Origin of the sequence: Thioclava sp. F34-6 (genome assembly GCF_002213235.1) — a bacterium.
In the GTDB taxonomy this organism is placed as follows: domain Bacteria; phylum Pseudomonadota; class Alphaproteobacteria; order Rhodobacterales; family Rhodobacteraceae; genus Thioclava; species Thioclava nitratireducens.
Genome location: NZ_NBOA01000002.1, coordinates 17,874 through 31,182, shown reverse-complemented (window position 1 = coordinate 31,182; position 13,309 = coordinate 17,874). Strand labels below are relative to the sequence as shown.

Genomic DNA, 13,309 nt, shown 5'->3' with positions numbered 1-13,309 from the left:
GGAACTTTTCCCCCGTCGGCGGAATTTCACCGACGTAGAGCAGGCGGAATCGTGTTAACATTTCAATGATTCCCCAGCTGCCAATTCGGAATCAGGGGGTTGAACATGGGTAAGTTGTTGCTGACCACTTTGGCGGGTATTTACGCCGTTATGGCCATCGCCGGTCGCGACGTCCCCGGGGACGTCGAACAGGCCTCTGCGGCTACGTCAAATGACACGGTACAGGTGTCACGCGCCGCGACCGACAGTCAAGAACTTTCGGCCAGCGAAGCGCCTCAAATTGTCGCGAAGGCGGCCGCCACATCGCCGACCGATACGCCGAAAGTCGAGAAGGCGTCGCTGATCACGCGCATCACGCCGAACACGCGGATGCCGGGCCCTGAGCTCAAACCCTCGCCGGAACATCGCAAGACCACTGCGCCGGAAGTCGACGGCGGCACGCTCTGGAGCGTCTCGGCCAATGCCCTCAACGTGCGCTCGGGCCCCTCGACCAGCAATGCCGCGATCGACAGCGTCCGCAAAGGCGATCAAGTGCTCGTTGTGGCCGAGAGCGGCGGTTGGGCGCATGTGAAGATCGAAGGCGGCGGCACCGAAGGCTGGGTCTCGAAGAAATATCTGCGCCCGGCGAACTGAGCTTTCACAGGCGGTGCACCGCTAAATTCTTGTTTTTCCACCCGGGTCAAAATATTCCCGCCGGAGACATATCTCCGGCGGGTTTTTCTTTGCCTCGCCGGATCAGAGGGAAGGCGCGCGCATGGCCAAGACGATTCTGATCACCGGATGCTCCTCGGGCATCGGCTACGACGCGGCCCACGGGCTGAAGGCCGCGGGCTGGAAAGTCTTCGCCACCTGCCGCCGCGAAGAGGATTGCCAACGTCTGCGCTCCGAGGGCTTGGTCTCGTTCCAACTCGACGTGGCCGATCCCGAAAGCATCGAGGCTGGCTTCAACGAGGCGCTCGCGCGCGGGCATGGCCGGCTTGATGCGCTCTACAACAACGCCGCCTTCGCCTGCCCCGGCGCTGCCGAGGACATTCCGCCCGGCGCGCTGCGCGAGATTTTCGAGACCAACCTGTTTGGCCTGCACGACCTGACGACCCGCGCGATCAAGGTGATGCGCGCACAGGGCGACAACGGCGAAGGACGCATCCTGCAATGCTCCTCGGTGCTGGGCTTCGTCGGTCTGAAATGGCGCGCAGCCTACGCCTCGACGAAATTCGCGCTGGAAGGGCTGACCGACGTGATGCGGCTCGAGATGGCAGATACGGACATCAAGATCGTGCTGATCCAGCCGGGTCCTATCACCTCGAAAATCCGGGTCAATTCGATCCCGTCTTTCGAGAAATGGGTGGATTGGGAGAACTCCGCCCGCCGCGCGCAATACGAGGGCAGCTTGCTAAAGCGTCTCTACCAAGGCCGCGGCAAGCCCGACACGTTCGAACTGCCGCCCTCCGAGGTGACGAAGGCGATCCTCAAGGCGCTCGAGGCCCCGAACCCGAAGCCGCGCTACAAGATCACCACGCCCACGAAGACGATCAGTGTCGTGCGCCGCTTCCTGCCGGACCGGATGCTCGACTGGGTGCTGGCCAAGGGCTGAAAATCCTTTCGCATTTTCGTGATCTGCAGCTATGTCTTGAGCCCAGAGGGAGAGAGACTACATGCGCAACGACCCGTTATTCTACATCGTCGCCGTGGCAAGTCTGGCGGTTCTGGTGATCTTGATGATCGGCATCGCGGGCTTCGGACGCGGGGGCGATTTCAACAAGAAACATGCCAACAAGCTGATGCGGTTGCGCATTGCCGCCCAGGCGGTCGCGATCGCGCTGATCCTGTTGTTCGTTTATCTCAGAAAGGGTGGCTGATGGTCGTTCTCAATCGCATCTACACGCGCACCGGCGACGCCGGGGAAACCGCGCTCTCGAACGGGGTGCGCGTCGCCAAACATTCCGCGCGCGTGACCGCCTATGGCACCGTAGACGAGTTGAACGCGACCGTGGGCATCGCACGCCTGCATGCCGACGAGGCGCTGCAAAAGCAGCTCTCCGTGATCCAGAACGACCTCTTCGATCTGGGCGCAGATCTGGCGCGACCGGACATGGAACATGACGACGAGGCGGGCTACCCGGTCCTGCGCATGGTCGAGTCCCAAGTGACCCGGCTCGAGACCGAGATCGACGCGATGAACAAGAAGCTCGAGCCGCTGCGCAGCTTCATCCTGCCGGGCGGCACAGCGCTCGCGGCGCACCTTCACATGTCGCGCACCGTCGCGCGTCGTGCCGAGCGCGAAGCCGTGTCCCTCGCCGCGATCGAAGGCGTCAACGAATGGGCAGTGAAATATCTAAACCGCCTGTCCGACTGGTTCTTCGTCGCAGCCCGGATCGCGAATGACGATGGCAAGGATGATGTGTTATGGGTTCCCGGAGCGAACCGCTAACGAAGTCAGTGACGGAGCTTCCAGACACCACCGGCGAAGGGAAGAGGCAGCCGCTAGGCGCGCTCAAAGGAAGCTCTGCGGATCGATATCGACTGCGAGCCGCGCATTCGTCGGCAGCTTCAGCCCCTTGAGCCAAGCCTTGAGCGCGCCCTGCAGCGGCGCGCTTTTCTCTGCCTTCACCAGCATCCGCACCCGATGCCGCCCGCGCACCCGCGCGATCGGCGCAGGCGCGGGCCCGAAGACCTGCGCGCCGATCCGGCGCAGCGCGGCGTCGTTGCGCGCCAGGTGATTGCCGATCTCGAAAAGCGGCTGCAGATCCGGCCCCGACAGGATGATCCCGGCCATCCGCCCGTAAGGCGGTACGCCCTGGGCCTGCCGCGCGGCCGCCTCCTGCGCCCAGAACGCCTCCTCGTCGCCGCCCAGAATCGCCCGGATCACCGGGTGCTCGGGCTGATAAGTCTGCAACAGCGCCGCGCCCTTCTCCTCGGCGCGGCCCGCCCGGCCCGCCACCTGCCGCATCAGTTGGAATGTCTTCTCCGCCGCGCGCAGGTCCGAGCCCTGCAGGCCCAGATCGGCGTCGATCACGCCCACCAAGGTCAGCCGTGGGAAGTTATGCCCCTTCGCCACGATCTGGGTGCCGATGATGATATCCGCCTCGCCCTGTGCGATCTCGGCGATCTTCTCCTTCAGCGCGCGGGCTGAACCGAACAGGTCAGAAGACAGCACCGCCAGGCGCGCGTCGGGGAAGCGCTCCGCAACCTCCTCGGCCAGCCGCTCGACCCCCGGCCCGACCGGCGCGAGCTTCCCTTCCACTTCGCAACTCGGGCATTTCACCGGGATCGGCTTCGTCTCGCCGCATTGGTGGCAGACGAGGCGCTTCAGGAAACGGTGCTCCACCATCCGCGCGTCGCAATGATCGCAGCCGATCTGATGCCCGCAGGCGCGGCAGATCGTGACCGGCGCATAGCCGCGACGGTTGAGAAACAGCATCGCCTGCTGCCCCTCGGCCACCCGCGCCAGCACCTCTTTCACCAGCGTCGGCCCGATCCAATGCGCGCTCTCGATCGCCTCGTCGCGCATGTCGATCGTGCCCATCTCGGGCAGTTCCGCCGTGCCGAACCGTGCGCCCAGATCGAGCCGCTGATACTTCCCCGCCTCCGCGTTGGCCCATGTCTCGAGACTGGGCGTCGCCGAGGCCAGCACCACCTGCGCCGAACAACCCGAGGCGCGCAGCACCGCCATGTCGCGCGCATTATAGAGAACGCCCTCCTCCTGCTTGTAGGAGCTGTCATGCTCCTCATCGACGACGATCAGCCCCAGATCGCGGAACGGCAGGAACAGCGCAGAGCGCGCGCCGACGACAAGCTGCACCTCGCCCGCGCCGCAGGCCTTCCACAGCCTGCGCCGCTCGCTCTGCGTGACGCCGGAATGCCACTCGCCGGGGCGCGCGCCGAACCGCGCCTCGACCCGCGAAAGGAACTCGGAACTCAGAGCGATCTCGGGCAACAGCACCAAGGCCTGCCGCCCCTTGCGCAGACATTCCGCGACGGCCTCGAGATAAACCTCCGTCTTGCCCGATCCGGTCACGCCCTTAAGCAGCGTCGTCGAATACGCGCCGGAGCCTGTCCGCAACGCCGCCGCCGCGGCGGTCTGCGCCTCCGACAGCGCCTTGCCGGGCCGCGCCGGATCGAGCCGCGGGAAGGGCTGATCGCGCGGGACCTCCGCCTCGATCAGCGCACCAGTCTTCACCAGCCCTTTCACCACCTGCGTCGTCACCCCCGCCAGATGCGCCAACTCGCTCAGGTAAAACCCCGCGCCGCCATGCTCTTCCAGCACCTCGAGCACCCGCGCCCGCGCATCGGTCATCCGCGACGGCTCACGATCGCCCAAGCGGTAGATTTTGCGCATCCCCGGCGGATCGCCCAAGCCCGGCGCCCGCGTCGCGAGCCGCAAAACCTGCGGCAGGGGCGTCATCGTGTACTCCGCCATCCGCTCGAGAAAGATGCGCAGTTCGTCGCGCATCGGCGGCACGTCGAAGACCCGGTTCACCGCGCGCAGCTTGGCCGCGTCGAAGCCGCCCTCTCCTGGCCCCCAGACCACACCCAGCACCTTGCGCGGCCCCAGCGGCACCTCGACGAAAGCGCCGTTGTAGCAGCCGCCCTCCGGCGCGCGGTAATCGAGCGGCCGCCCGATCGGCTCCGCTGTCAGCACCGCGACCCGCGCGCCCTCTTCGAACCAACCGGGTTCAGACATCGCCATGCCTTCCAACTGCACTAAATATTCCCGGGAGCGGCGAAGCCGCGGGGCTGAGCCCCTCTGGCGTTGCGACCTCTTTCACCCTCGCCGCTTTTGCGCTAACACGATCGCGACTGCCGCCAAGGAGAGCTGCCATGAAATTCTTCGTCGATACCGCTGACACCGCCGCGATCAAGGAACTCAACGATCTGGGTATGGTCGATGGCGTGACCACCAACCCGTCGCTGATCCTGAAATCGGGCCGCAACATTCTCGAAGTCACCAAGGAAATCTGCGACATGGTCCACGGGCCGGTCTCGGCCGAAGTCGTGGCCACCGAAGCCAAGGACATGATCGAAGAAGGTATGAAGCTCGCCAAGATCGCCCCCAATATCGCGATCAAGGTGCCGCTGACCTGGGACGGCCTGACCGCTTGCAAGGCTTTCGCATCCGAAGGCCACATGGTCAATGTCACGCTGTGCTTCTCGACCGCGCAGGCGATCCTCGCCGCGAAGGCGGGCGCGACCTTCATCTCGCCCTTCATCGGCCGCCTCGACGACATCAACCTCGACGGGATGGATCTGATCGAAGACATCCGCACGGTCTATGACAACTACGATTTCTCGACCCAGATCCTCGCCGCCTCGATCCGCTCGGTGAACCACATCAGCGACGCCGCGCGCATCGGCGCCGACGTGATCACCGCCCCGCCGGCGGTTATCAAGTCGATGGCGAACCATCCGCTGACCGACAAGGGTCTGGCCCAGTTCCTCAAGGATTGGGAAGCGACCGGCCAGAAGATCTGATCTTCCGGCGTGAGTCCGAAACGGCACAGGCCCGCCTATCCGGCGGGCCTTTTTCGTCGCGGGGGCCGATTTTTGGACTGCGTCGCGATGCGCATCGTGTATGCTCGGAAAAAATGACGCATCGATGAGCGACGAGACAGGCATGACCGAACCGGCCCTCGTGGAGCAACTCCGCGACAAGATCATTTCCGACCCTGACGTGATTCTCGAGGACCGCGACCTGATGCGGGCGCTGATCGCCGCGAACGAAGCGGCGATGGGCGGCAATATCGTCGATCTGCGCGGCGCGGCCATGTCCCGGCTGGAGGCGCGGCTCGACCGGCTGGAAGATACCCACCGGTCGGTCATCGCCGCCGCCTATGAGAACCTCGCAGGTACCAACCAGATTCACCGCGCGGTTCTGCGGATGCTCGACCCGCATGACTTTCAGTCCTTCCTGTCGAATTTGGCTTCCGAAGTGGCCGAGATCCTGCGCGTCGATGCGGTGCGTCTGGTGCTCGAGAGCCACCAGAACGAGGACGACCCCGCGCTTCGCCAGCTGGGTGAGGTGCTTTGCGTGGCCGAACCCGGCTTCATCACCGAATACATGCGCGGCGGGCGCGGCGGGCAGCCGCGACAGGTCGTGCTGCGCCAGACCGTTCCCGGCTCCGAGGCGATCTTCGGCGAGGCCGCGAACTGGGTGCGCTCCGAGGCGCTGATGCAGCTCGATCTGGGCGAGGGCCGGCTGCCGGGCATGCTGGTCATGGCCGCCGAGGATCCGCATCAGTTCAAACCCTCGCAGGGCACCGATCTTCTGGCCTTCTTCGCAGGCGTATTCGAACGCACGATGCGCCGCTGGCTGGATTGATGGCGGAGCCGTCCGCAGGGCTGCAAGACGCGCTCGCCGAGTGGCTGAGCCATCTGCGCGGTTTACGCGACGCGTCCGAGCATACGATCACCGCCTATCGGCGCGACGTGGCGGGCTTCCTGGGATTTCTGCAAAATCATCATGGCGAGAGCCTCGGCACCGCCCGGATCGCGCAGCTCGGCCCTTCCGACATGCGGGCATGGATGGCGCATGAGCGGTCGCGCGAGGTCTCGTCGCGCTCGCTCGCCCGCGCCCTGTCCTCGGTCAAAAGCTTCATCCGCTGGCTCGCCGATCGCGACGGGTTCGACGCGAGCCATATCCTCTCGACCCGCAGCCCGAAATATCAACGCAAGCTGCCGCGACCGCTGAACAAAGACGCCGCCGCCGAGATGATCGAACAGGTCGACACGCAAGCGATGGAGCCGTGGATCGCCGCGCGCGATGCCGCCGTGCTGACGCTGCTTTATGGCTGCGGGCTGCGGATATCCGAGGCGCTCGCGCTGCGCGCCGACGCCCATCCGCTGCCCGAGGTGCTGCGCATCCGCGGCAAGGGCGACAAAGAACGGCTGGTCCCGGTCGTCCCCGCCGCCCGCGAGGCGGTGGCCGAATACATACGCCTGTGCCCCTACCCGGCCGAGCCGGACGCCCCCTTGTTCTACGGCGCACGCGGAAAGCCGCTCAATCCGCGGATGATTTCCAAGGCGATGGAGCGGGCGCGCATGTCGCTTGGCCTGCCTTCGACCGCGACGCCACATGCGATGCGCCACAGCTTTGCCACGCATTTGCTGGCCGCTGGCGGCGATCTGCGCGCCATTCAGGAACTGCTGGGCCATGCGAGCCTCGGCACCACCCAGATCTACACTGCCGTCGACGCGGCGCGACTTATGGAAATCTACGACAAGAGCCATCCGCGCGCCTGAAGTTCGCTTGCCCCTGCGTCGCAAATCCGGCATCACGGACAAATGGATATCCGCATCAAAGCCCTTTTCGTCCACCTTCTGACCGCCACCGGCGCGGTGTTGTCGATGCTCGCGCTTCTCGCGGCTGCGGAGGGTCAATGGTCGATGATGTTCCTTTGGCTCGTCACCGCGTTCTTCGTTGACGGGATCGATGGTCCGCTCGCGCGGCGCTACGATGTGAAGGCGAATTTTCCGCTCTATGACGGTGTCCTGATGGACCTGATCATCGACTACCTGACCTATGTCTTCATCCCTGCCTTCGCGCTGTTCCAGTCGAGCCTGCTGCCGGGATGGACGGGCTGGCTCGCGATCATCGCGATCACCTATGGCAGCGTGGTCTATTTCTCCGACACCCGGATGAAGACGAAGGACAACTCGTTTCAGGGTTTTCCGGGCGCGTGGAACATGCTGGTGCTGGTGCTGTTCGCGCTGAAGCCCGGCTATTGGACGATCCTCGTGGTGGTCGTGGCGCTTGCCATCGCGATGTTCCTGCCGCTGAAATTCATCCACCCCGTGCGCACGAAGCGCTGGCGCGTGGTCTCCCTGCCTGTGGCGCTACTGTGGACCTTCTTCGCGGGCTGGGCCGCATGGGTCGATTTCGACCCGGCGAGCTGGGCGCATTGGGGGCTGGTCGTGACCTCGTTCTACCTGCTGCTCGTCGGCATCGTGCAACAAATCGTCCCTGAACGGCGTTGACCTGCGACGGCCGCTCCGGCGGTCCGCGGCAACAGTTTTCAGGAGGCCTCATGCGTCACACTTTCGCGCTCATTGCCGTCGTGTTCTCGGCGCAGTCGGCCGTCGCCGCGCCGCGCTATCTCGACGACCGCTCCACCCCCGCTGCGCTGGTCCGCTCGCTCTATAACGCGATCTCGCTGCATCAATACGCCCGCGCCTGGAGCTATTACGCCGATCCGGAAGAGGATGGCGATTATGCGGATTTCGCGAGAGGCTACGCCGACACGGCGGAGGCCTCGGTCACGGTCGGCCCCATGACGTCGGAAGGCGCGGCCGGCTCTATCTACACGACTCTCGCGGTGACGGTGACCGCCCGGACGCGTGACGGAAAGACCGAGAGCTTCGGGGGCTGTTACGTGGTGCGCCAGATTCAACCCGCGATCCAGGAACCGCCCTTCACGCCGCTGCAGATCACGGACGGGTACCTCGTGGCGCGATCTTCGGACGAGGCCACGCCCGCAAGCTGCGACGCCGACGGTCGGCCGCGGTTCTAAGCACTCAGACCCGCGTCAGCACCACGCCCGAGACGATCAGCAGCGCGGCAAGCGCCTTCGTAACCCGCATCTTCTCGCCGAAAACGAGCCAACCGATCAGCACCGCGAACAGGATCGAGGTCTCGCGCAGGGTCGCGACCAGCGCGATCGGCGCGCGGGTCATCGCCCAGATCGAGATCGCGTAAGCCCCGTAAGACGCCGCAGCCCCGAGCGTCGCGATTCCCCATTCGCGCGGCACGGCGCGCAGCATCGCGGTGCCGCGCTGCGCCAGCATACCTGAGGCGAAGAGCACGCCACCCAGCACCATTATCCACCCGACGTAGCCCACCGGCTCGCCCGATATGCGCGCGCCCATCCCGTCGACCAGCGTGTAGGTCGCGGTCGCGAGTGCCGAGCCCATCGCGTAGGGCAGCAGACGGCGACTCTCGCCATCGGTGAACACGCCGCGCGCCATCAAGGCGATGCCGAGGCCCAGCACCGCGATCCCGGCATATTCGAGCCCGCTCATCGCGTCGATCGCTAAGGCGGCGGAGACAACCGCCACCATCATCGGCGCGGTTCCACGCGCGATCGGATAGACCCGGCTCAGGTCGCCCTGCTCATAGGCATGGGCGAGGAAGAACTTGTAGCCAAAATGGATGACGCCCGCGGCGAGGATCCAGCCCAGCGCGGCACTGTCCGGCAGCGGTCGCGACAGGGCGACCGCCAGGCCGATCACCGCCTCGGCAATCGACAGCATCACCATCGCACGGATTTTCGAGCCACCAAGCCGGATCAGCGCGTTCCACAGGGCGTGCAGAAAGGCCGCGCCCAGCACCGCCGCCATGATCGTCAAACTCATTTCCGCGCCCTTCCCTGCCCGACCGACAATCGGTAGCTCCGGGCCACGACAAGGGCAAGCGGCCTCGCACCGTGCTGAGATGTCTGGCCTCGCCGCAACGGCTTCTCTCCGCGCGGGGCGCACGAAGAAACTGGGGAAGGGGCTACGGCGCTCTCGAGTCAACCGACATGCGAGGAATGCGACCGAATGATACAGTGAATCGGAAACTTCGTCCCAAGGCGGCAACCCCGCCGCGGGTCTGGAAAGCGGTGCCGTCCGCCGAACTCCCAGGTTGAAAGAAGGGGCGCGCGAAGGGATTGCGGAACGCAGCGCACTCGGGCTATGGGCGATCCATGCCCAGATACGCCTTGAAAATCGAATATGACGGGGGCCCCTTTGCCGGGTGGCAACGTCAGGCCGATCAGCCTTCGGTGCAAGGCGCGGTCGAGGACGCTTTGGCGAAGCTCGAACCCGGCCCCCACACGATCGCCGCGGCGGGACGCACCGATGCGGGCGTTCATGCGACCGGGCAGGTGGCCCATGCCGATCTGAAGAAGGACTGGGACCCGTTCCGACTTTCGGAAGCGCTGAATTATCATCTCCGCCCCGCGCCGGTGGCGATACTCGCCTGTGCCAGGGTCGACGACGAGTTCCACGCCCGGTTCTCGGCGCAGGAGCGGCGCTACCTGTTCCGGCTCGTGCAACGTCGTGCGCCGACGACCCATGACCGCGGTCTGGTCTGGCGCGTGCAGAACCCGCTGGACGTGGAGGCGATGCGCGAAGGCGCGTCGCATCTGATCGGGCACCATGATTTCACGACGTTTCGTTCGACCATGTGCCAATCGAAATCGCCGGTCAAAACGCTCGACGAGATCCGGATCGAAGAACATGACATTCTACATGGGCGCGAGGTGCGGTTTCATTTGCGCGCTCGCAGCTTCCTGCACAACCAGGTCCGTTCGATCGTCGGCACGCTGGAGCGGGTCGGTGCTGGCTCCTGGCCGGCCGAGCGCGTCGCCGAAGCGCTCGCCGCCCGCGACCGCGCCGCATGCGGCCCGGTCTGTCCGCCGCAGGGCCTCTATCTAAGCGCCGTCGGCTATCCCCGCGATCCCTTCGGCTGACACGGTCTGGCCCCCGGCCGGGGCGCGCGGCATCGGCAGCTGAGTTGGAAACGAGGTCTTGCGCTTTTCCATCGGTGCGAAGCTCCGACTTTCCTTCATCGCGCGCGTGACCTGGCTTGCCATTGCTCCGCTTCGCCTGCGCGGCGTGATCTCGAAATTCCGCGCTTTTTGAATATCAGCGTCAGGCCCTCCGGGCACCTGAACGACAGGCGAAGCAGGGTCGTCGCCCTCCAACCGTTGCAGACGCGAGATGATCTCATCCAGCCGCGCCGCGCAACGCTGCCCCAAGGCAGCGTCGAGATAGCGCAGAAACATGGCGGTCTCGCGTCTCGAGAGATGAGGCACGGGGACATCTCGAATCTTCGGATGTGCGGTCGCTTGGCTACGCGCGCCGGTCACCGGAGCTTCATGCAATTTCTCGCCCGGACGCAGGCCGATAGGCAAAAGCTCGATATCGCCTTCTGGACAGTCCGGTCCGCGAAGGCGCAACCCGCGCGCTTCGACCATCTGCCGGGCGAGATCGCCGATCCGGATCGGCGCGCCCATGTCGAGTGCATAGACCCGTCCTGCGCCCTCCCAACGCCCTGCGATCAGCACAAGCCGCGCGGCCTCGGCGATCGTCATGAAGTAACGCGTGGCCTCGGGATCGGTGAGCGTGATCGGCCCGCCCTGCGCGATCTGTTGCTCGAATATCGGCACGACCGACCCGGATGAGCCGAGCACATTCCCGAAGCGCACGATGGAGAAGACGGTCGCGCCCGCACGGCGCGCAAGATCCTGCACGACCAATTCGGCCATTCGTTTAGACGCCCCCATGACCGAGCGGGGCGCGATCGCCTTGTCGCTCGAAATCAGCACGAAACGCGCAACTTTCGCGGCGCGGGCGGCGCGCGCGAGACAGACCGTGGCGGCGACGTTATTCGCGCATCCCGAGAAGGGATTCTGCTCGACCAGAACGACATGTTTGTAGGCGGCGGCGTGGAATACGACGTCGATCGTTTCGCGCGCGAATATCTCATGCACCAGCGCCGCATCCGCTGCAGAGCCGAGCCGCGTGACAAGTTCGGTGCCCGCGCGCTCCGCCAGCGGGCTCAGGTCGGAGAGGATTGTGAAGAGCGCCGTTTCCGATAGCTCGAGAAGGACCAGTTTCGCCGGACGACAGGCGAGTATCTGGTGGCAAAGCTCCGCCCCGATGGAACCGCCCGCCCCCGAGATGAGCATGGTTTTGCCGCAGTAGAACTCCGCGTCGGGCGGATCGTCTTCCGTGATCTCGGAACGACCAAGCCACCGTTCGGAGCGCACCGGCTGCAGCCGCGCGGCGAGATCGGCGCCACAGACCAGAAGCGCGAAATCCGGCAATGCCTCGCAGCGCAGTCCGAGGGCCGAGAGGTCTCGCGCCAGCGCGGCCTTGCGCGGCGTGGACAGGAGCGGGTCGGCGAGAACGACGCGATCGACGTTGAACTTGCGGATCAATGCCTCGCGCGTCACGTGGCCGAGAACCGGAACCCCGTCCAAGGTCGCACCGCGCAGAACCGGGCTGTCATCGAGAAACGCGCAGGTCAGGAAACCGGATCGATCGCGCAACGCCCGCGCCAGCGCGAGCCCCTCCGGGGTCGCGCCGTAGATTGCGATGCGCGAGACGACGTACGAGCGGCGATACAGCACTGCGGTCAGCCCCAGAAGAGCCCAGCGTTGAGCCACGAGGCCAGACAGGAACGCGCCCCCGAAGAAGAATGCGATCGCGCCACCTCGCCATCCAGGACTGATCCAGAGGGCAAATACCAGAAGGCAGGAGACACCCAATGCCTTCCCCGCCCCATCCCTTGCGAAGTCCTTCAGGGGCAAGCGGGCAAGACCGGTGCCGAGGCTCACTGATGCGGCGACGATACCCCCCACGGTCAGAAAGATCGGCGAAGGGAGCCCAAGGCTCGATCCCGGCGACGTGGTTGCGAAATGCATTGCTGCGGCAAGGCATCCTATCGCCAGAAGCGCATCGAGCGTCGCGATGACAGCCGCCTTTCGCGGGCGCGACAATGCGATCAGCCGCGTCGCGATCTTGTCGGTGAGCACCGAACTCATGCGCGCGCTCCGCGCAGGGTTTGCCAGATCAGCGCGAGATCGAGCCAGCACGAGGCCCGACGTTGGTACAGCAGATCAAGCCGCGCTTTCTGTGGAACGCAGACGCGGTCATAGATCCGCCGCGCCTCCTCCGCGGAACGACACGATGCCATCAGCCGCGCCTCTTTCGCGGCGAACTGCACGCTCGCAAGCCCGGTGATCCCCGGCGGACTTGTAAGCACCTGCGCGTAAAGCTCGGGAAATCGCTCCACCACCTCGCGCAGCGGCGGGCGCGGTCCGACGAAGCTCATGTCGCCGCGCAGCACGTTCCATATTTGCGGCAATTCATCCGCGTGGCAGCGGCGCAACAGCCGGCCAAGCGGCGTAACCCGTCCGGCTTTATGTCCGCCGGAGACGCCGTAATCGCCGGGATCCGCCGCCATCGTGCGAAACTTCCACATGCGGAAGCTACGCGTGGGACTGTGCATCCGCTCACCCCCGTGGAACCACGGTCGCCCCTGCACCATCGCGACGACCAGCCAGACCAGCGCGATCAGCGGCACCACCATGGGTAGCGCGAGCATCGCCAGTGTCAGATCGAAGAGACGTTTGCGCCTGCGCCGGACCTGGGTCATGCCAATTCTCCTGCTGTGGATCATCACCGAAGAAACGAAACCTTCGCGAGCCTATGTCTCTTCCAGTTGCGATGCGGTTAACGCCGCCAGATCACGAGATGTGACCGGACCTCACGGCACCTGACACCGATACAATCGGCTGTATGGACTTCGCCGGACGCCAATGGT

Annotated in this window: 14 protein-coding genes; 10 read left to right on the top strand and 4 right to left on the bottom strand. The window is 65.3% G+C overall.

Annotated elements, in window-relative coordinates:
- Positions 1-105 precede the first annotated feature (105 nt).
- From B6V72_RS03310 to B6V72_RS03295, 4 genes are all read left to right on the top strand, one after another.
- Positions 106-633: an SH3 domain-containing protein gene (locus B6V72_RS03310; protein WP_088734701.1), complete on the top strand. Its 528-nt coding sequence runs from the start codon at positions 106-108 to the stop codon at positions 631-633.
- Positions 634-754: 121 nt separating this feature from the next.
- On the top strand, positions 755-1,594 hold the full coding sequence (locus tag B6V72_RS03305; protein WP_088734699.1) for an SDR family NAD(P)-dependent oxidoreductase: 840 nt from the start codon (positions 755-757) through the stop codon (positions 1,592-1,594).
- Between the two features lie 61 nt (positions 1,595-1,655).
- Positions 1,656-1,859 (top strand): twin transmembrane helix small protein, encoded by a 204-nt coding sequence (locus B6V72_RS03300; protein ID WP_075773805.1) that lies wholly within the window; start codon positions 1,656-1,658, stop codon positions 1,857-1,859.
- Entirely contained in the window at positions 1,859-2,431 is a 573-nt protein-coding gene (locus B6V72_RS03295) for a cob(I)yrinic acid a,c-diamide adenosyltransferase (protein WP_075773804.1), read from the top strand. Before B6V72_RS03300 ends, B6V72_RS03295 begins: the two co-directional genes overlap by 1 nt.
- A 63-nt stretch (positions 2,432-2,494) precedes the next feature.
- Here the strand turns inward: B6V72_RS03295 and B6V72_RS03290 are convergent, their stop codons facing one another.
- The gene (locus B6V72_RS03290; RefSeq protein ID WP_088735080.1) at positions 2,495-4,684 is read right to left on the bottom strand and encodes a primosomal protein N'; all 2,190 of its coding nucleotides are present in this window, start codon (positions 4,682-4,684) and stop codon (positions 2,495-2,497) included.
- 137 nt (positions 4,685-4,821) lie between these two features.
- Between B6V72_RS03290 and fsa the strand changes: the two genes are divergently transcribed.
- The 5 genes from fsa to B6V72_RS03265 all read left to right on the top strand — a co-directional run bounded on the left by fsa (position 4,822) and on the right by B6V72_RS03265 (position 8,507).
- Complete coding sequence (fsa, locus tag B6V72_RS03285) at positions 4,822-5,472, top strand: fructose-6-phosphate aldolase (RefSeq protein WP_088719447.1); 651 nt, start codon at positions 4,822-4,824, stop codon at positions 5,470-5,472.
- A gap of 124 nt (positions 5,473-5,596) precedes the next feature.
- Entirely contained in the window at positions 5,597-6,319 is a 723-nt protein-coding gene (locus B6V72_RS03280; RefSeq protein ID WP_240497676.1) for a DUF484 family protein, read from the top strand.
- Positions 6,319-7,239, top strand: a complete 921-nt coding sequence (locus B6V72_RS03275; protein ID WP_088734697.1) for a tyrosine recombinase XerC — start codon at positions 6,319-6,321, stop codon at positions 7,237-7,239. Before B6V72_RS03280 ends, B6V72_RS03275 begins: the two co-directional genes overlap by 1 nt.
- Before the next feature lie 42 nt (positions 7,240-7,281).
- Positions 7,282-7,974, top strand: a complete 693-nt coding sequence (locus tag B6V72_RS03270) for a CDP-alcohol phosphatidyltransferase family protein (RefSeq protein ID WP_088719445.1) — start codon at positions 7,282-7,284, stop codon at positions 7,972-7,974.
- A gap of 50 nt (positions 7,975-8,024) precedes the next feature.
- The gene (locus tag B6V72_RS03265) at positions 8,025-8,507 is read left to right on the top strand and encodes a hypothetical protein (protein WP_088734695.1); all 483 of its coding nucleotides are present in this window, start codon (positions 8,025-8,027) and stop codon (positions 8,505-8,507) included.
- Between the two features lie 4 nt (positions 8,508-8,511).
- Here the strand turns inward: B6V72_RS03265 and B6V72_RS03260 are convergent, their stop codons facing one another.
- Positions 8,512-9,348: a DMT family transporter gene (locus B6V72_RS03260; RefSeq protein WP_075773798.1), complete on the bottom strand. Its 837-nt coding sequence runs from the start codon at positions 9,346-9,348 to the stop codon at positions 8,512-8,514.
- Between the two features lie 332 nt (positions 9,349-9,680).
- On the opposite strand from B6V72_RS03260, the gene truA reads away from it, so the two are divergent.
- Positions 9,681-10,448 carry a tRNA pseudouridine(38-40) synthase TruA gene (truA, locus tag B6V72_RS03255; RefSeq protein WP_075773797.1) on the top strand — a complete coding sequence of 256 codons (768 nt, stop codon included), beginning with the start codon at positions 9,681-9,683 and terminating at the stop codon, positions 10,446-10,448.
- Here the strand turns inward: truA and B6V72_RS03250 are convergent.
- Entirely contained in the window at positions 10,410-12,527 is a 2,118-nt protein-coding gene (locus B6V72_RS03250; protein WP_088734693.1) for a polysaccharide biosynthesis protein, read from the bottom strand. The two genes, truA and B6V72_RS03250, sit on opposite strands and share 39 nt — an antisense overlap.
- Positions 12,524-13,141 (bottom strand): sugar transferase, encoded by a 618-nt coding sequence (locus B6V72_RS03245; RefSeq protein WP_088734691.1) that lies wholly within the window; start codon positions 13,139-13,141, stop codon positions 12,524-12,526. Before B6V72_RS03245 ends, B6V72_RS03250 begins: the two co-directional genes overlap by 4 nt.
- Positions 13,142-13,309 lie beyond the last annotated feature (168 nt).